Annotated in this window: 15 protein-coding genes; 12 read left to right on the forward strand and 3 right to left on the reverse strand. The window is 73.8% G+C overall.

Annotated elements, in window-relative coordinates:
• The 10 genes from KME75_RS31495 to mobF all read left to right on the forward strand — a co-directional run.
• The coding region (locus tag KME75_RS31495) for a tyrosine-type recombinase/integrase (protein ID WP_219418578.1) at nt 1-575 on the forward strand (575 nt) is incomplete at its 5' end.
• Nucleotides 576-628: 53 nt separating this feature from the next.
• A complete protein-coding gene (locus tag KME75_RS47060) occupies nt 629-1,132 on the forward strand; it encodes a WhiB family transcriptional regulator (protein WP_372452717.1) in 504 nt (167 codons plus the stop codon).
• Nucleotides 1,133-1,549 carry a hypothetical protein gene (locus KME75_RS31505; RefSeq protein WP_219418580.1) on the forward strand — a complete coding sequence of 139 codons (417 nt, stop codon included), beginning with the start codon at nt 1,133-1,135 and terminating at the stop codon, nt 1,547-1,549. It abuts the gene before it with no gap.
• Nucleotides 1,546-2,313 (forward strand): DUF2637 domain-containing protein, encoded by a 768-nt coding sequence (locus KME75_RS31510; RefSeq protein WP_219418581.1) that lies wholly within the window; start codon nt 1,546-1,548, stop codon nt 2,311-2,313. Before KME75_RS31505 ends, KME75_RS31510 begins: the two co-directional genes overlap by 4 nt.
• Nucleotides 2,310-4,352, forward strand: coding sequence for a type IV secretory system conjugative DNA transfer family protein (locus KME75_RS31515; protein ID WP_219418582.1), 2,043 nt, complete (start codon nt 2,310-2,312; stop codon nt 4,350-4,352). Before KME75_RS31510 ends, KME75_RS31515 begins: the two co-directional genes overlap by 4 nt.
• 41 nt (nt 4,353-4,393) lie before the next feature.
• Nucleotides 4,394-4,696, forward strand: a complete 303-nt coding sequence (locus tag KME75_RS31520) for a hypothetical protein (RefSeq protein ID WP_219418583.1) — start codon at nt 4,394-4,396, stop codon at nt 4,694-4,696.
• The gene (locus KME75_RS31525) at nt 4,693-6,201 is read left to right on the forward strand and encodes a hypothetical protein (RefSeq protein ID WP_219418584.1); all 1,509 of its coding nucleotides are present in this window, start codon (nt 4,693-4,695) and stop codon (nt 6,199-6,201) included. The genes KME75_RS31520 and KME75_RS31525 overlap by 4 nt, the downstream gene beginning before the upstream one ends.
• A 6-nt stretch (nt 6,202-6,207) precedes the next feature.
• Complete coding sequence (locus tag KME75_RS31530; RefSeq protein ID WP_219418585.1) at nt 6,208-7,011, forward strand: hypothetical protein; 804 nt, start codon at nt 6,208-6,210, stop codon at nt 7,009-7,011.
• Nucleotides 7,008-7,583, forward strand: a complete 576-nt coding sequence (locus KME75_RS31535) for a hypothetical protein (protein ID WP_219418586.1) — start codon at nt 7,008-7,010, stop codon at nt 7,581-7,583. Before KME75_RS31530 ends, KME75_RS31535 begins: the two co-directional genes overlap by 4 nt.
• 421 nt (nt 7,584-8,004) lie before the next feature.
• A complete protein-coding gene (gene mobF, locus KME75_RS31540) occupies nt 8,005-12,771 on the forward strand; it encodes a MobF family relaxase (protein ID WP_246633220.1) in 4,767 nt (1,588 codons plus the stop codon).
• A gap of 35 nt (nt 12,772-12,806) precedes the next feature.
• Here mobF and KME75_RS31545 read toward each other — a convergent pair whose 3' ends face one another.
• Nucleotides 12,807-13,217, reverse strand: coding sequence for a hypothetical protein (locus KME75_RS31545; RefSeq protein WP_219418588.1), 411 nt, complete (start codon nt 13,215-13,217; stop codon nt 12,807-12,809).
• 107 nt (nt 13,218-13,324) lie between these two features.
• Between KME75_RS31545 and KME75_RS31550 the strand changes: the two genes are divergently transcribed.
• Complete coding sequence (locus KME75_RS31550; protein ID WP_219418589.1) at nt 13,325-14,038, forward strand: hypothetical protein; 714 nt, start codon at nt 13,325-13,327, stop codon at nt 14,036-14,038.
• A gap of 18 nt (nt 14,039-14,056) precedes the next feature.
• Here the strand turns inward: KME75_RS31550 and KME75_RS31555 are convergent, their stop codons facing one another.
• Both KME75_RS31555 and KME75_RS31560 read right to left on the reverse strand, forming a co-directional pair.
• Nucleotides 14,057-15,205, reverse strand: a complete 1,149-nt coding sequence (locus KME75_RS31555; protein WP_219418590.1) for a hypothetical protein — start codon at nt 15,203-15,205, stop codon at nt 14,057-14,059.
• A gap of 127 nt (nt 15,206-15,332) precedes the next feature.
• Nucleotides 15,333-15,986, reverse strand: a complete 654-nt coding sequence (locus KME75_RS31560) for a hypothetical protein (protein ID WP_219418591.1) — start codon at nt 15,984-15,986, stop codon at nt 15,333-15,335.
• 361 nt (nt 15,987-16,347) lie between these two features.
• Between KME75_RS31560 and KME75_RS31565 the strand changes: the two genes are divergently transcribed.
• Complete coding sequence (locus KME75_RS31565; protein ID WP_219418592.1) at nt 16,348-16,560, forward strand: hypothetical protein; 213 nt, start codon at nt 16,348-16,350, stop codon at nt 16,558-16,560.
• Nucleotides 16,561-16,982: the final 422 nt, after the last annotated feature.

Genomic DNA, 16,982 nt, shown 5'->3' on the forward strand with positions numbered 1-16,982 from the left:
GCGACGCCGCCGGCGACCCGATGCATTTCACACCGCACGACTTCCGCCGGATCTTCGCCACCGAGGCCGTCACCGGCGGGCTTCCCGTTCACATCACCGCTGCCCTGCTCGGACACAAGCGCATCACTAGCAGCGAATCCTATGTCGCCGTGTTCCAGGACGAGTTGATCCGGACCTACCGCTCGCATCTGGCCGAACGCCGCTCGATCCGGCCCGCCGCGGAATACCGGGAACCCACCGACGACGAATGGCGCGAGTTCCAGCAGCACTTCGCCCTGCGCAAGCTCGAACTCGGCACCTGCGCACGCCCCTACAGTGCTCCCTGCCAGCGCGAACACGCCTGCGTCCGCTGCCCGATGCTCCGCGTCGACCCCCGCCAACGGAACCGACTCGCTGAGATCGCCAGCAGCCTTAGGGAACGCATCAGCGAAGCCCGCCACAACGGCTGGCACGGCGAGATCGAAGGACTACGCATCAGTCTGCAGGCCGCGGAAAGCAAACTCGTCGCTCTCGACCGCCAGGCCCGGAACACGCCGACGAACCTCGGCCTCCCACACCTCACACCAAGGAACTAACCATGAGAATTCCGAACACAGGACACCCATGCACGCCGATAGTCCAGAAAAAGGTGTTCTTTCCGGCCGCAGTGCAGGGCCCGGAGTTCGAGGTGCAGGTGTCGATCGCCAAGGCGGTGTGCGCCGGGTGCCCGGTCCGGGCCGAGTGCCTGTCGTGGGCGCTGGCGGCGCTGCCGGAGGGCATCGCCGGCGGGATGACCGAGCACGAGCGCCGGGTGTTGAAGGCCGGGCGGCGCGGTGCCCGCCGGCCTCGCGGCCGATTGTCGCAGCGCCCGGTGGGCGGGTCTCGCGACGAGGTGGCGGCTGCGGGCCGGGCGGCGATCGCGGCCGGACTCTCGGTGCGGGAGGTGGCGGCGCGGTTTCTGGTCACCGAGCGCACGGCGGCCCGCTGGGTTCGCGCGGTCCGCACCACCGGCACAGGAACGACTGACCCGAGCACGCCCGGCGCGCCTGCGGCGGGTGCGGGTGGAGGGGCGCCTGGCGGCAACCGGGCGCCCCTCCGGATCTCCCACGCAAACCCCCTGGCAGGGACACGAGCGGAAGGACACCGAGGGTAGATGAGCACGGGCAGGAAGCACGAGCGGGACGACCGTCCCGAGGCGGTACGGCAGGCAGACAGGGGCGCGCGAACGTGGCGGGCCGTGGTGCACGCCCAGCGGACGGCAACCCCCGATCACGCGGACTTCTACGCGCTGGCCGGTGAGGTGGTCGACACGCTGGCATCGCTCGAGGCACTGGCGCGGGTGTTGACGCGGCAGGTCGACCGGTACGCCGAGCAGTCGGTCTATGACGACAGCGGCACGGTGGACCCGTTCGAGCGGTTGGCGGATGCCGCAGATGAGTCGGAGGCGCTGGCGCGGGCGCTGTACGGCGCGGGACGGCACGCGAACCGGTTCTGGTCGGCGATCGGGCACATCGGTGTCCGCGACGCCGGGGAACCCGGCGCCACGTCCGGTCCGGGCGGTGCACGATGAGCGCCCGGACCGTGCTGTACGGGCTGTTGCTCGTGGTCGCGTCGTCGGCGGCGGTGCTGTCGTTCGCTGCACTGCGCGATCTCGCGCTGGTGTGCGGGTTCGCCCCGTGGCTGGCGTGGCTGCTGCCGGTGGTGGTCGACGCCGGGGCTGCGGCGGGGTCGCTGGTGTGGCTGGGCGGCTGGTCGGCGGAGTCTGCGCGCCGGTTCGCCCGGGCGCTGGCGCTGGCGCTGCTCGGGTTGTCGGTGGCGGCGAACGCGCTCGGGCACGGCCTGGCGGCGTTCGGGATCGCGCCGGCGTGGTGGGTGGTGGTGGTCGTCTCCGCGGTCGCGCCGGCGGTGCTCGGTGCGGTGGTGCACCTGGCGGTCCTGGTGGGGCGCGCCGACGTGTCGGCTGTCGAGGCCGCCCCGCTCGACGAGCTCGGAAACTCGGACGACGCGGAGCTGCTCGATGAGCGTGGCCTGTCGCGGCTGTGGGGGAGGGCTCCAGCGACGCAGCCGACCGTGGTACCGACGGCGGAGCAGCGGGCGACGGTGCTGATCGCCGAGGGCGCGGGACGGCGCCGGTTGGCCCGGGAGCTGGAGATCAGCGAGTACGAGGCCCGCCGGCTGCTCGACCGCACCCGCACCGCGCACGACCCGGCCGACACGGCCCGGAGTGCGGGCGGCCCCGACACGGAGCAGGACCTGGGCTCGGAGCGGGTGCACGCGATCAACGGCGCCGGACTCAACGGGGCGAGCTACGGGACGGGAGGGGCGACGTCGTGAACATCTCGCTGGTGGTGGTCGTGGCGGTGCTGCTCGCCGTGGCGGTGATCGGCTGGCGGCGTGGGGCGCGCGCGGTCGCGCTCGGCGCCGGGTTGGCGGCGATTTTCCCGGCGTGGGCGATCGTGCGTACCTCGCACCCGTTCCTGCTCGGGCTGCTCGCCGCCGCGGTCGTGGTGGTGGTGTGGCTGCGGTTCGGGCGGACGATGGCCACGGTTACCCGGTGGGGCGCATCCGCGCGCCGCAAGGCCGGGGTGGCCTCGACGACCGACATCGCCCGGACTCGGTCCGGAGTGGCGATGCGTCGCCGCGCCGGCACACTCCGCCCCTCCCTGCGCGCGGGGTCGCGCCGGGCCCGGCTTGGGCAGCTGCTGCGGCTGCCGGTCGAGATGGTGGCCGTCGAGCTGTGCCGGGTCGCGGCGGTCCGGGTGTGGGCGCCGATTGAGGACGTCGTGCTCGTGTTCGGCGGTCCGCGGACGGGCAAGACGCAGTGGCTGGCCGGCCGCGTCTTGGACGCCCCGGGCGCAGTGCTGGTGACCTCGACGCGGACCGATCTGCTGGACCAGACCGCGCCGCTACGGGAGCGGGTGGGCCCGGTGTTCGTGTTCAACCCGGTCGGACTCGGCGGCCGGGAGTCGACGATCACGTTCGACCCCCTCACCGGCTGCACGGACGCGGTGACGGCCAACGAGCGAGCCGCGGACATGCTCGCCGCGATCAGCCACGGCGGTGGAGGTGGGGACCGGGAGTTCTGGGAGGACCAGGGTCGCCGCAACCTGGCCGCACTGCTACACGCCGCCGCGCTCGGCAACCTGACGATCGCCGAGGTCCAGTCCTGGTTGGCGGATCTGGACGGGTCAGAGGGCGAGATCCTCAACCTGCTCCGGACGCGTAGCAGCGAACCGGCGTTCGTCGCGGCGATCACCCAGTTCATCGGTACCAACGACCGCACCCGAACGTCGATCACCTCCACGATCGCTCCCGCGCTCGGGTGGCTGACCCACGGCCCAGCTCAGGAGGCCGCCCGGCCGCTGTCGCAGGGTGGGCGCCCGTTCGACGTCGCCGCACTGCTCGCGGCGCGGGCCACGGTGTTCATGCTCGGCGGGGAGGAGGCGCAGGTCGCGCCGCTCGTGTGCGCGCTGACCGGGTACATCGCCCGCGAGGCCCGCCGCCTGGCCGCTCATGCACCGAGTGGTCGGCTCGACCCGCCGTTGTCGTTGCGGCTGGACGAGGCCGCGCTGATCTGTCCGGTCCCGCTGGACCGGTGGACCGCGGACATGGGCGGTCGCGGTGTGTCGATCGTGGCGCTGTTCCAGTCCCGCGCGCAGTTGGTGGACTGCTACGGCCCGGCGAAGGCTGCGGTGATCTTGAACAACTCCGGTGGCCGGCTGCTGTTCGGTGGCACCGCCGACCGGGACGACCTCACTTACTGGTCGATCCTGGCCGGGGAGCGCGACGAGCCGATCACCACCACCGACATGCACGGTCGGGTCGCGTCCCGGTCGGTGCGGCGGGTGCCGGTGCTCGCCCCTGCGCAGCTGGCGAATCTGCCGGCCGGGCGGGTCGTGTTGTTCACCCGCGACATGCCCCCGGTCGTCGGGCGGGCCGAGCAGGCGTGGCGCCGCGCGGATGTGCACGCCGTCCACCACCCCAACGCGCTCACTGTCCGAGCACGGGCCTGGCTCGCTGCCCGCCGTAGCCGCGCGGCCGGCTGGGTCGCCCGCAGCACCCGACCGGCCCGCGCGTGGGTCACGGGGCGGACGACCGCGGCCGTCGGCTGGTTCAGGGCGCGGCTGTCCGCGGTGCGGCTGCGGGTCACCGGACGCGGCGGTCCGGCCAAGGTCGGGCCCTACGCCGTCCCCGCCGTGCGATCGGCGGCGGACGCAGCCGTGGTCGACGAGGTCGGGCTGGACGACGTCGGGCTGCCCGCAGCGGGGGAGGGCGCCGAGGTGCTGGCGTTCCCGTCGCCGTGGACGCCATCCCCCAGCCACCACCGGCACGCACAAGACCAGCAGCACGAGCGGAACGGGGGTGCGCGATGACCCGGTGGGGACCCACGCACAGCCCGGACTACCCGCGGCTGATGACCGTCGTCCTAGTGGTCTGCGGCGCGGGCGCGGTGTCGGCGATCTGGCCGGCTGTCGAGCACGCCGTTGTCACTGCGCTGATCTGCGCCCCGCTGGTCGCGGGCGCGGTGTGGGTGCTGCGGCGCGAGGCCCGGATCCGGCGCCGGCTCGCCGACGCCACCGGGGCCCCTGACCAGCGGGTGGGGCCGGGTGACCTGTCCCCGGCCCTCCCCGCGCCCAGCAAGCGCACGAACCAGCTTCTTTCCCGCGCCGCCGCAGAGGCTGGCCGCGCCTCCGACACCACAGGAGCACCGTCATGAGCACCGAAGACACGCGCCCTGACCGCGTCACCGCCGGCTCCGGCGAGGGCGGATTCGTGCCCCGTTTCGACGCCGACCCCAGCGTTGCCCGCTACGAGTCGCTCACCGCTGAGCAGGCAGTGGAGCGGGTCGCCGCGGTCGGGTTCGACCGCTTGGACGCGGAGCTGATGGTCGGTCAGTACTTGGCCGCGAACACCGTCCGCTACGGCGAGCCCGAGGGCGGCTGGCGAGTCGACCCGTACGACCTGGCCGAGATCGCCCGCGGCTACGAGTGGGTGGATCACTACCGCGGGGAGACGATCGCCGACGCCCGCGCCCGTGCCGCCGGATATGCCGTGGAGGACGAGCGGCGGGCGGCGACGTTGGACCGCGACCAGGACCCGGATCGCGTCGCTCAGATCGAGCGCGCGGCGGTTGTGTGGGCCGACCGGGCCCGCGAGGAGCACAACCCGTGGCCGGTCCCGGACTCCCGCCTGCCCACCGCCAACGCGGTCGCCGGTGGACTGATCGACGTCGAGGAGCACGCCGAGATCGAGGCCGCGAGCAACGCCCTCTCGCGCGACGACTGGGACGGGGACGGCGGGCCGGGCGGAGGTGGGGTCCGGCCGGATCCGGTCGGTCCGACCGGGCCGCTCGCCACCGGTGGTGCCGCGGGTGTCGCACCTGATCAGGCATCAGAGGCTGCTGTGCCGCACGCGGTGGCAGACCTCAACGACCCGGCCGCGACCTACGCAGCCGGCGAGGTGCCAGCTCGACGGGGCGCCGTGAGCGGCTACATCGGGCGGGTTCAGGACGCGCGCCGCGCAGTCTGGGACGTCGATGCGGCGATGGCCAAGGAGGCGGACTACCGCCGGGCGGCCGGCGAGTCGTTCGTGGAAGACGAGCGTTTCCTTGAGCTGAACGAGCAGGCCGAGCGGGCTGACGCGGCGCTGCGCGCGGCGTGGTGGGGCCGTGATCCGGGTGGAGCGACCGATCGTCCCACCGGCCAGGACTGGGCCGCGGAGCGGGACGCCCCGGACGTGGTGAAGTGGTGGGCCCCGGTTGGACCGCATGAGGTGGCCCTCACCCGCAGCGAGGTCGCCGACTGCTTGACCGAGCGTGGGTTCACCCCTGAACAATCCCAGGCTGCGATCGCCCGCTACCTGGACGACACCTCCCGCGAGGTCGGGACCTCGGTGCACCAGTGGGGCATGGACTCCCACGACGTCGAAGCCATCGCCCGCGCCCACCAGACCCGGCGCGATGTGGCGCCCGGCGCCGCGGTGCCCGTGCCGCGCACCGCGCCCGAGGACCAGCCGGTCACCCCGGGTGAGGTCGCCCCGCAGGGGCACGAGCGGCCGGCCCCACCGGCGGCGGACGTGGACGCGGAGCGCCGCGAGCAGCTCATCCGCTGGCACGCCGACGACCAGACCGTCGAACGCGCCGAGCGCGGCACGGATGACCCCGTCCGGGTTCTGGGCGGAGCCGGGATCGGCGGGGACACCTCCGACGGCGGGGAGCGGTGATCCGGCATGGACCCGACCACGAACGACAGCCCGACCGGTGCGAGCGAGGGCGCCGGCAGCGTGCGTGATGACGCCAACGGCGCGTCGGCCGGCTCGGCTGCAGGCCGAGGGCGCGGGCCGGACGACCAGGCCCGCGCGATTGCCCGGGCGGTGGACCGCAATGCGCGCAAGACCACCGAACTCAACGATCAGGTGCGCCGTCTCGGTGAGGACGTCGCCCGCCTGGTCGCGCTCGTCACCACCCCACCGCTGATCCCGGTGCCCGCCGCACCGGGCGATGACCCGGCCGCGGGCGAGCCCGTCAACCCGCCGGGCGGCGCGGGCGAGGGAGAGGCGGGGCCGCCCCCGGTTCGGTCGTGGCTTCTGGCCTCCGACCCGGAACTCGCGGTCGCCGATCTGGCCGACCTGGTCGAGTGGCTGGACCGGGTGTACCTGCGCTACCCGGGCAGCGAGTTGGGCGCGTGCTGGTTGTGGCACCCGCACGTGATCGAGGAGCTGTGGTGGTTGCGCCGCGCTCACGCCGAGGCCTACGGCCCCGACACCGGGTCGTGGCTGCGGGTGGGGGACTGGCACGACCGCCAGCGCCCGAACGTCGTCCGTCGAGTCCGTGATGCGCTGGGCAAGTGCGACCTGTCGTTGCACGCCCCCGGCCGCCAGCACGGTCACGCCCCCGCGGTGGCGCCGCTTGTCGCGCACGCCGCCCGGATCGCCGTCGAGTGGGCCGCGACCAGTACCCGATCCGAGCCCACCGCAGCCCAGCTCGCCGAGGCCGGCGACTACGCCCAGGCCATGCACCGGAGGGCCCGGTGATCCAGCCTGAGCAGGCACGGGCGGGGGGCGCCCGGCGCTGCACCGTGCCCGGCTGTGGGCGCGACCACAAGGCCCACGGGTACTGCCGGACCCACTACCGGCGCTGGCAGCGCCACGGGGAACCGCTGGCCGCGGTGCCGATCGCGGACACCGGCACGAGTTACCGTGCCGCCCTCACGCAGCTCCGGGCGTCCCGCGGTGCACCAGACGCGCAGCGGTGCGCCGACTGCGCAGGCCTGGCGGCGGTCTGGGCCTACGACGGCACCGACCCGGACGAACGCACCGAGCCCGGCCGGGGGCGTCGCTACAGCCTCGACCCGGCCCGTTACCGGCCCTTATGCCGGTTCTGCCACCGCCGCGCGGTGCTGGACCGTGCCGCGCCCGTCCCCGAGGCCCGACGCGGCGCACCCGCGCTGGACGTCGACCGTGCGGTGCGGCTCTACGCGGCCGGGGCCAGCGCGGCCGGCATCGCGGCTCTGCTCCGGGTCAGCCCGGACGCCGTGTTGCGCGCCCTGCGAGCGCGCGAGGTAGTCATCCGACCAGCTCGTCCCAACAATTCCCGCGCATTCTGACCGGTCACAGGCATCCCGAACTGCGCCTGACACACCACCAGTACGCCAGCAGTCCCGACATCAGGATCTTTTCATCGACCCACACGACAACTCATTTCAGCTCATCACCAGAGACATCAACAGCCCGACCAGCCGGACCAGCCAGACCAGTCAGACCCACGACAGCCAGACACCGAGCACGACACGAGCCACAGACGAAGGACACAAGCAACACCCAACCGCCAAGCGGACCATTGCATCACGATCCGATGGTGGCTGCGCGGGCCGTGCCGGGCCCGCGCAGCCGGTGCGCCGCCGACGGCGAGCGGGCCGGCTGGAGCCCGGCTGAGACGGCGTGTCGACGCCCGCCAGATATGCAGGAAACGGCGCACAAGATCAACTAAATGACGATTGTTTAATACGTTTCGGCAGAGCAGGGAGAATGGTTGTGCTCACGATTCGTTCGAGCTATGACACCGATTATCTGACTGATGCCGTGGCGAAAGGGAGGGAGGGCTATTACACGGGTGCGGTTGCAGCGGGGGAGCCGCCGGGGCGCTGGCACGGCGCCGGGGCGGAGCTGCTCGGGCTGACCGGCGAGGTCGACGCCGAGGTCATGAAGGCGCTCTACACCCACGGCCTGGACCCCCGCGACCCGAACACGGCGCGCCGGGAGACGTGGGGGAAGGCGGCCCGGCTGGGCAACGCGCCGCGGAACTACCGCAAGGCGGAGGAGATCTACGCCGGGCTGTTGGAGGCGCACCCGCAGGCGGGGCCGGAGAAGCGGGCGGAGCTGCGCGCGCAGGCGGCGGGATCGGCGCGGCAGTCGGTGGCGTTCTACGACATCACCCTGTCGGCGCCGAAGTCGATGACGGTGCTGTGGGTCGGGTGCGAGCGCGCCGCCAGCGACGCGCACGCCGACGGCGCCGAGGACGAGGCGGGCGAGTGGAGGGCCGCAGCGGCCGCAGTCGAGGAAGCGCTGATGGTGGGGCACCGGGCGGCGCTGGACTTCCTGGCGGAGAAGGCCGGGTACGCCCGCCGTGGGCATCACGGCGGCGGCGCGGGGGAGTGGGTGGACGCCCACCGGTTCGTGGCCGCGCAGTTCCTGCAGCACGACAGCCGCGACCACGACCCGCACCTGCACGTGCACGGGGCAGTGGCGAACAAGGTGCCGTGCGCGGACGGGAAGTGGTTGGCGGTCGACTCGAACCTGCTCAAGCAGTGGCGGTGGGCCGCCGCTGCGGTCGGTGAGCGGGTCGCCGAGGCGCACCTGACCGAGACGCTCGGCGCCCGGTGGGTGACCCGCCCGGACGGGGCCCGGGAGGTGGCCGGCGTGGACGCCGACTCGACGGGGATGTTCTCCAAGCGCTCCAAGGCCATCACGCCGCGCATGGAGCAGCTGCTCGCGCAGTTCCGCCGCGAGGTCGGGCGCGATCCGGTCGCGAGCGAACGCAGCCGCCTGCATGACGAGGCGTTCCAGTCCACCCGTGCGGGGAAGGTGTTCGGCGGCGAGACGCGGGAGGGGCAGATTGCCCGCTGGGCCGACGAACACGCCCAGCAGCTGGGCGTGCACCTCGGCGACGTCGCCCGCCGCGTCCTCGCCCAGGGCGGCGGGGAGGCGGATGCGTGGTCGGAGCGGGACGTGATCGCCCGCGCCCTGGCGGCGGTGGAGGAGGCCAAGCAGTCCTGGACCCGCGCCGACCTGATGTTCGCGATTTCCCAGGCGCTGCCCGGGCAGCTGGGCATCCGCCACGACCAGGTGCCCGTCCTGCTCGACGGGCTCGCCGAGAAGGCCCTGACCCTGGCCCGGCATCTCAACCCGCACGAGGGCCCGGCCGGTTTGGAGGCGCGGTTCTACCGGGCCGACGGGTCGTCGACGTTCGTCCGGCCCGGCAGCGAGCGGTTCGCCACGGACGCCCAGCTGCTCGGCGAGGCGGAGCTCCGCGCCGCCGCGGTCCGGCGCGGCGCGCCGGCGTGGACCAGCGAGCAGGCCGCCGAGGTGGTCGACCGGTTCGCCCACTCCGGCCGCGCTCTCGGCGAGGACCAGGCGACCGCACTAACCGGGATCCTCACCTCCGGCGCGGCGGTCGAGGTCCTCGCCGCCCCGGCCGGTACCGGGAAGTCGTTCCTTGTGGGCGCGCTCGCGGAGACCTGGCCGACCACCGGCCGGCCGGTCGGCGGCCCGGACGGGTCGCCGGAGCCCGACGGCGGTGCGCGGGGAGGCGCGGAGGGGCCGCGGGTGTTCGGGCTGGCCTACGGCCAGCGCCAGGCCGACGTGCTCACCGAGGAGGGCGTGACCGCGCGAAACATCCGCCGCTGGCTCGACGGGCAGGCCCGGCTCGACGCCGGGCACCCGGCCGACGGAGACGAGGCGTTCCGGCTCCGGTCGGGTGACCTGCTGGTGGTCGACGAGGCCGGCGCCGCCCCGACCGCGGATCTGGTCGCGATCCACCGCCGCGCCGCCGCCGTCGGGGCGAAGCTGCTGCTCGTGGGGGACTCCCGCCAGCTCGCCGCCGTCGGCGCCGGTGGGTCGCTCGCCGACGTCGCCGCCGCGGGGATCACCTACGAACTCGCCGAGGTCCGCCGCTTCCGCAACGAGTGGGAAGGGCCCGCGTCGCTGCGGCTGCGCGACGGCGACGCGGGCGTCGTCGGCGAGTACGCCAAGCACGGGCGCATCGTCGACGCCGGCACCCCGGAGCAGGCCGAACAGGCCGCCGCACGCGCGTGGCTGGCCGACACCATCGACGGCCGTGACGCCCTGCTGGTGGTCGGGTCGAACGAGGCCGCCGCCCGCGTCTCCGCCGGGCTACGCGCCGAACTCGTCCGGCTCGGAAAGGTCCAGGAGGACGGCGTGCTGCTCGGCATGCCGGGCTGGGCCGGGACCGCGGCCGGGGTCGGGGACCTGATCCAGGCCCGCCGCAACGCCTGGCACCTGAAGGGCTGGGAGGGCAACACCCAGGCGCCGGTCAACCGCACCACCTACCGCGTTATGGCCGTCCGACCGGACGGCGGCCTGACCGTCGCCCCGGTGACCGGCCGCGACCCGGTGACCGCGGACGGGTCGCGTGCCGAGCAGCTCGGCGACCCGATGCAGCTCCCGCCCGCTTACGTGCGCGAGCACGTCACCCTCGCCTACGCCTCGACGGTGCACGCCGCTCACGGGCGCACCGTCGATGTCGGGCACGCCGTCCTCGGCGCCGGCGCCGATGCCGCCTCGGCGTACGTGCAGCTGACCCGCGGCAGGGAGGGAAACACCGCGTTCGTGATCACCCGCAACGTTGCCGGTGAGGCCGCCACCGGCGAGACACACTCGATCGCGGCGCGCGACGCCGCGACCGTGCTCGGCGACGCGATCCGACCCGCCGACGTCGATCCGAACCGGACCGCGCTCACCGAGGCCGAGCACGCCGCGGAGAGGGCGCGGTCGACCATGACGCAGGTCGACCCGATGATCGCCGTGATCGGCGAGGACCTCACCGGCCGCACCGGGTCCTTGTTGGACCGGCTCGCCGCCGAGGGCACCCTGCCCGAGCACCACCGGGTCGCGTTGGCCGCGGACGAGGCCCGCGGCACCCTCGACGGGCTGCTCCGCACAGCGGAGCTGGCCGGGCACGACCCCGAGCAGGTGCTGCGCGACGCCGTCACCGCCACCCCGCTCGACGGGGCGACGTCGGTGGCGCAAGTGCTGCACTTCCGCATCCGCACCGCTCTGGACGGCAAGCTCGAACCGCAGGTCGACGGTTACGCCGACCTCATCCCGCACGCCATCCGCCGCGACACTGACCACCCCAGCGCGGCCGGCCTGGCAGCGCTGGCGGCGGCGGCGGACGTCCGCCGCTCCGAGCTCGGCGCCCAGCTGGCCGCGGACCCGCCGCAGTGGACCCGCGAAGCCCTCGGACCCGTCCCCGACCCGGCCTGCGATCCGGCCGGGCGGGCGGAGTGGGAGCGGCGCGCCGGGTGGGCCGGCTCCTACCGCGAACTCGTGGACCACACCGACCACGCCGACCCGCTCGGCGCCGCACCCCCTGCCGGCCTGGTCGAGAAGCACGCGGTGTTCCGGGCCGCGCACCAGGCGCTGGACCTGCCCGACGCCGGCGCGGACGAGGAGCAGATGAGCGAGGGCCGGCTCCGCGCCCGGGTCGTCGCCGCCCGCCGCGAGGAGGTGTGGGCACCCCGCTACGTCGCCGACGAACTCGACGCCACCCACGAAGCCCTCCGTACGGCTCGTGCCGACGCCACGATCTGGGCCGCCCGCGCCGCGGCCGAAGCCGACCCGCACGAAGCCGCCCAGCTGCGCGCCGCCGCCAACAACGCACAGGAACGGGCAGACCAGCTCGCCGAGCAGGTCGACGCGCTCACCGCCGCCGACGACGCCCGATCGCTGTGGCTGATCGAAACCGCCGTGACCCGCGACCGCGCCGAACGTGCCCGCCAAGCGCTGAGCTGGCGCGGGATCGACGTCGACAGCCCCGACGACCGGGTCACCGCCCAGGAATGGCTCGACGCCGACCACGCCGCGAAGCTCGCCGCCGACCCCGACCGCCCCATCACCGAACACGACCTCGCCCCCGATGACCTCACCCACGCTGACCAAGCCCACGACAACGACACCGACCAGGGCGTGACCGACCACAGCCGCACCGACGGCGAGCCGGCCCTGCCAGAACGCGACGATGACGCCGTGGACGAGCAGGGCCGGGCGGACGACGATCCGGTCGCCGACGACCGAGCCGCCGACGACCGAGCCGCCGACGACGGAGCCGCCGACGACGGAGCTGTCGACGACCGGACGGCGCCGGCGGCCCACGACGTCGACGTGCCGGACGTCGACGTGCCCACGGTTGAGGTGCCGGAGGTCGAGTTGCCTGAGGTCGGGGTGCTCGACATCCGCGACGCCACCACGCCGGATGCCGGGGAATGGATCGACCCGCAGCAGCGGCGCCGGGTCCCGCTTCCGGACGAGACGGCCGTGACGGTGGACCGGGCCCGGCTCGGCGTCGCCGAGATCGAGGCCCGTCGTGCCGCGGAGGCCGCCGCCCTGGACGACGATCCGGAACCGGTCGACGACCTCGCTCCGCTCGATGGATTCGATCCCGAGGACGAGCGCCGCAACGACCTGATCCGCTGGGCCGACGACCGCGACGGCCGCGACGACGGCCACGCGTCCGGGCGTAGCGAAGAGGACGACGGCGAGGCGCTGGGCCGGTGAACCTGCCGCTCCCGCATCCGCGCCCGGTCACGCCCTCAGCGCGGTTCGGGCGCGACTGGGGTAATGCGGGTCAGGGCGTCGTCCAGGCCGCGGAGCGCGCTGGTCAGCGCGGTGGCGTGAGCCCGGCATGTGGTCGCCGTGTTGTCGGCCAGCTCTACGTGTGCGGCCGTAGTGGCGCGGACGGCGGTGATCACGGCCTCCAGGACCTTGCGCAGCGATTCGGCGTCCAGCGCTGCGGTCGGGCTGTCCAAGTGGGCCAGCGCCCTCTTCGCGGCGGGAAGCTCGTCGAGGTGAGCTGCGCAGAATACGCGCAGGTCGGCGATCGTCGAGGTCACCGAGCGCGCACCGTAGCGTTGGGTGCGCAACGGCCGATCCTGGCGTTTCGCCCAGCTGCGCAGCGATCCCTCCGCGATCCCAGCCCGGCGTGCCAGCTCACGCAGCGGCATCGGCAGGTCGTCGCCGCTGCTTGGGGGCACCCGGTCAGGATCGCACACCTGCGCGCACGAGCACGTCGCTCCCTGCGTAACTACGCGCAGAATGCGATACTCGGGTCATGAGCGGTGGCCTCCCGAGGATGCTGACCTGCCGCGAGGTCGCCGCGGTCGCGGTGCCCGGCGCGGCGCGGGTCAGCGGGGCCCGCGCGGACGCGGTCGTCGCCGTGAACGCCGCCGAGCACGCCCGCCGCGCCGCGGCTGGCCTGGGCGCGGTCCCGGACGTCAGCGTGCTCCAGGCGTTGATGTGCCTGCCGCTGCACGCCGAGATCCCCGTCGCTGATCTGGGGGACGTGGTGCGGCGGCTGCTGGGCAAGGCCCCAGCGGGGTGTATCGACTGGCTCGACGGTGGTAGCCGGGTCCGGCGCCTCTACACCCCGGCGGCCACCGTCCCGCTGGTCGTCGTGCGGGGCGCGACCTGGCGGCCCGCCCTGCGCCGCGCGGCCGCGTTCGAACCGTTCGCCACGCGCGTAGTACTGCTGACTCGCCCACCTCGCCGTGTCGCGGACATCGCCTGGGAGGCCGACGTCGACGGCGCCGGGCTGTGGATCACCCACCCCGGCGGCAGGGCCGGGGAGATCGAGGAGATCGTGGCGCCGGCCCCGTGGGTCGAGCGCTACGTCAAGCCTGCCGGGTGGCGGTTCGCTGAGTACGCCTACGCCGCATGGCTGGCCCACACCGCCGAGACCGACCGCGCGACCGACGTCGTGACCGAGGACGTGACCGAGGACGTGACCGGCGAGATGGCCGGCCGGACGTCCAACAGCCCGCGCTGATCCAGCGCTCGGGCTCGGTCAGGAGGCAGGTACGGGTTGGTGCTGCGGCGGCGGCCCGTCGAGCTCGCACAACGCGGCCAGCAGGGGATCGACCGGCGCCCCGGCGCCGCGCGGTCCCAGTTTCCGGTGCGCACCGCGGGCGTGCCAGCGCTCCCTGACCAGCCAGCCATGCTGGTCGAGGTCCTCACCGCGCAGCCCGTCGAGCACCTTGAGCCAGGCGTGGACGTTGTGGAGCAGGACCGCCTCCTTGTCCGCCGGGTCCGTGGTGAACTCGTCCACAGCGCGGCCTCCGCACCCCGCGCACACCGGCGCCGAATGGTTGCGGTACCAGTCCCGATAGATCGACGGGCTGCGGGTCTCCCACAGCTCACGCAGGAACAGCCCCGGTATGAACCCCGCCGACCCCGGCCCGCCGCCCTTGCCGGGCGGCCGTGGCTGGCGTTGGGAGGCCAGTAGCCCGATCGCCGCGGTACCGCCGTGCACCAGCACATCCGTGGCGGCCAGTACCTCCGCGCCCACGACCAGACTGCCCGGGAACGCAGCCAGAAGCTCCCGTAGCCCGGACATCCGCCGCGCTCGGGCCAGGTGCACCGACTTGGCTGCGAACACGAACGCCAGCGGCCGCCCGGCGCGCTGTTCGTCGACGTGCTCGAGGAACGTCGCCAGCCGTGCCGGGTCGAGCATCGCCGCGTCGGTCGCGATCAGCGTCGCCACCCGCGGATCACGCACCTGCGCGCCCGCGACCAGGACCGCCTTCAACGCCGGCCAGTCCCCGGACTCCACGAACCCTGACGGAGTGAGCACGGCGTCCGCGCCGGCACTGAACCACGACGCCGCCCACTGCTCCAGGGTCAGCGGGATGAGCACGTCCTCATCAGCGTCCAGGTCGAGCGGCACGTTCGCGGTGGCGACCGTCTTCGTCCACTTCCCCGGATCGACGATGACCGGCTGCCGTGCCGTGCCCGGCGCCGACATCTGGTCGAGGCTGCGGAGCAGTTTGGTGGTGCGCGGGCCGCGCACCACCAGCCCGGACGCTTCGTGCCCGCCGGTGAGCGCTGCAGCCCGCACCGCCACCGCGAGATCGGACTCGTTGTTGGGTGCGACGTAGCACAGCAAACGTCCCGATACCCGGTCCACGAACGGCCCCCCGCTGAACTGGATCGTCACCACGACCTCCCGCGACGTCCAGTATCACCTCCAGCACCGATAGTTAGCACCAACACGCTGAAGGTCCGCCACCGGATGGCTTACCGGTGACTGGCCGGTGCCTCGATACGCGGCCCAGGAGTTCCCGCTACATGATCGGGGCGAGCAACCGCATCCATCCCGGCTGGCGCTGCTCCCCGTCGGGTCGCTGGACCCACCGCAGCGAGTAGCCGCCCTGCTCCCACCCGGCCAGGACACGCAGGAACTCCCGCTCGTCCCACGACCGCGGCTCGCGCCAGATCGACAGCAGCCGCGCCACCGCGGACGGCAGCCGACCGGCCCGGTATTGAGCCGGCGGACCCCAGTGGGCCAGCACCGCCGGCCCGTCGTCGGCAGCGTCCGGCCCCTCGGTGAACAGGGCAGGGTGCCAGCGGATCGTGTGCCCGTCCTGCGCGGGGTCGCGAGCGGCGTCGACGACCACGACCCCGGTCGGCGCGGTGTCGGCGGCTGGGTCCTCCCAAGCGCGGGCCATATCCGCGTGCTCGTATGTGACCACCAGCCGCGACGCGCCGAGCATCGACCCGAACAGCCCCATCACCGCGATCGCGGCGTGCGCGTCGCGGCCGCGCAGCATCGGCCGGCACCCCAGCTTCCCCACATAGGCGGGATCGAGGTCGTCGACGAGCACGTGCACCGTCGGGGCTTGTACCCCCGCGCCCGCCCGCAGCATCGCGTCGGTGACGTGCACCGCCATGTCGTCGAGCTGGTCCACCCACCCCGCCACGTGCCCGGTCTGCTCCATACCCGGAGTGTGCACCGGACCCCCGACAATCTCGGGAAGTTCACCGCAGGTAGAGCCAGGGTCCGCCGTCCGGGCGGGCCGCCGGGTCGCGGCGTGGCGAGTTTGCGCTCATGGCCGCGCGGGCCGGGAAACAGCCCCGATGGACCGCCTTCGGCGGGGGCCTGTCGGCCCTTGGCTTACCACGGCCTAACTCCCGGTCAAGGGCACTCCGCTGCGCTCCGTGTCGCTGCGCGACGGCCTTCGGCCGCCCTTGACCGCGAGCCTCCACGGCCGCGGTGGACCGCCTTACGGCGGCGGGGGAACAGCGCCCCGCCACCCCAAGGGGACGGGCCGACAGGCCCACAACAGCCGGGAGGCCAGCATGACCAGCAGCACCGCGACGCCGGAGACCGTCGAGCGGTACGTCGACCCGGACGACCTGATCTGTCCGTGCTGCCGCGAGCGGGCCGTCGAGCTGGTGCCCGCCGGTGCCGGTGTCGATGGTGTGCCGGGGTTCGCGCACCTGGACGGGTCGACGCTGTGCGGCACCGACCGGGCCGGGTGCAACGTCGAGCCTGTCGAGGTGATCCAGTGACCGGCCCGACCGTGGTGAGCGCCGCGGTCCTGGCGTCGGGCGGGGTTGACGCAGATGTGTCAACGCCGGGTGAGCGTCGGGCGGGTGGGCCGATCAGCGCGCCGATGGTGGCCGCGCTGGAGGGGGCGTGGGCGGCGATCCGAGCCCGGCACCCGGAAGGTCCCAGCGGTGGTGATGGTGCTCGGTGCCGGGTCGATCGGCGGGCCCGGTGGGCTGCGGTTGGGCCACTTCGCGGCGATGCGCTGGGCCGACCCCGACCAGCCGTCGGCCGGCGAGCCGGGGACGGGCGAGGAGACTAGGCCGTGTCCCGTGGATCAGGGGCGATGGGCTTCGTGATCCAGATGGTTCCTGGCAAGGCGGAGGTAGGCGCCGTCGTACTTGACGTACCCGGGCCTGCCGACAACGCAGCCAGGGACCATCTG

It is taken from the genome of Pseudonocardia nigra, from assembly GCF_019396355.1.
Taxonomy (GTDB): Bacteria; Actinomycetota; Actinomycetes; order Mycobacteriales; family Pseudonocardiaceae; genus Pseudonocardia; species Pseudonocardia nigra.

Bases quoted from the DNA above. Each gene is read 5' to 3' on its own strand.
- KME75_RS31505 (WP_219418580.1), top strand. From the start codon at position 1,133: ATGAGCACGGGCAGGAAGCACGAGCGGGACGACCGTCCCGAGGCGGTA.
- KME75_RS31525 (WP_219418584.1), top strand. From the start codon at position 4,693: ATGAGCACCGAAGACACGCGCCCTGACCGCGTCACCGCCGGCTCCGGC.
- KME75_RS31530 (WP_219418585.1), top strand. From the start codon at position 6,208: ATGGACCCGACCACGAACGACAGCCCGACCGGTGCGAGCGAGGGCGCC.
- KME75_RS31565 (WP_219418592.1), top strand. From the start codon at position 16,348: ATGACCAGCAGCACCGCGACGCCGGAGACCGTCGAGCGGTACGTCGAC.
- KME75_RS31560 (WP_219418591.1), bottom strand. From the start codon at position 15,986: ATGGAGCAGACCGGGCACGTGGCGGGGTGGGTGGACCAGCTCGACGAC.
- KME75_RS31520 (WP_219418583.1), top strand. From the start codon at position 4,394: ATGACCGTCGTCCTAGTGGTCTGCGGCGCGGGCGCGGTGTCGGCGATC.
- KME75_RS31545 (WP_219418588.1), bottom strand. From the start codon at position 13,217: ATGCCGCTGCGTGAGCTGGCACGCCGGGCTGGGATCGCGGAGGGATCG.
- mobF (WP_246633220.1), top strand. From the start codon at position 8,005: ATGGTTGTGCTCACGATTCGTTCGAGCTATGACACCGATTATCTGACT.
- KME75_RS31510 (WP_219418581.1), top strand. From the start codon at position 1,546: ATGAGCGCCCGGACCGTGCTGTACGGGCTGTTGCTCGTGGTCGCGTCG.
- KME75_RS31550 (WP_219418589.1), top strand. From the start codon at position 13,325: ATGAGCGGTGGCCTCCCGAGGATGCTGACCTGCCGCGAGGTCGCCGCG.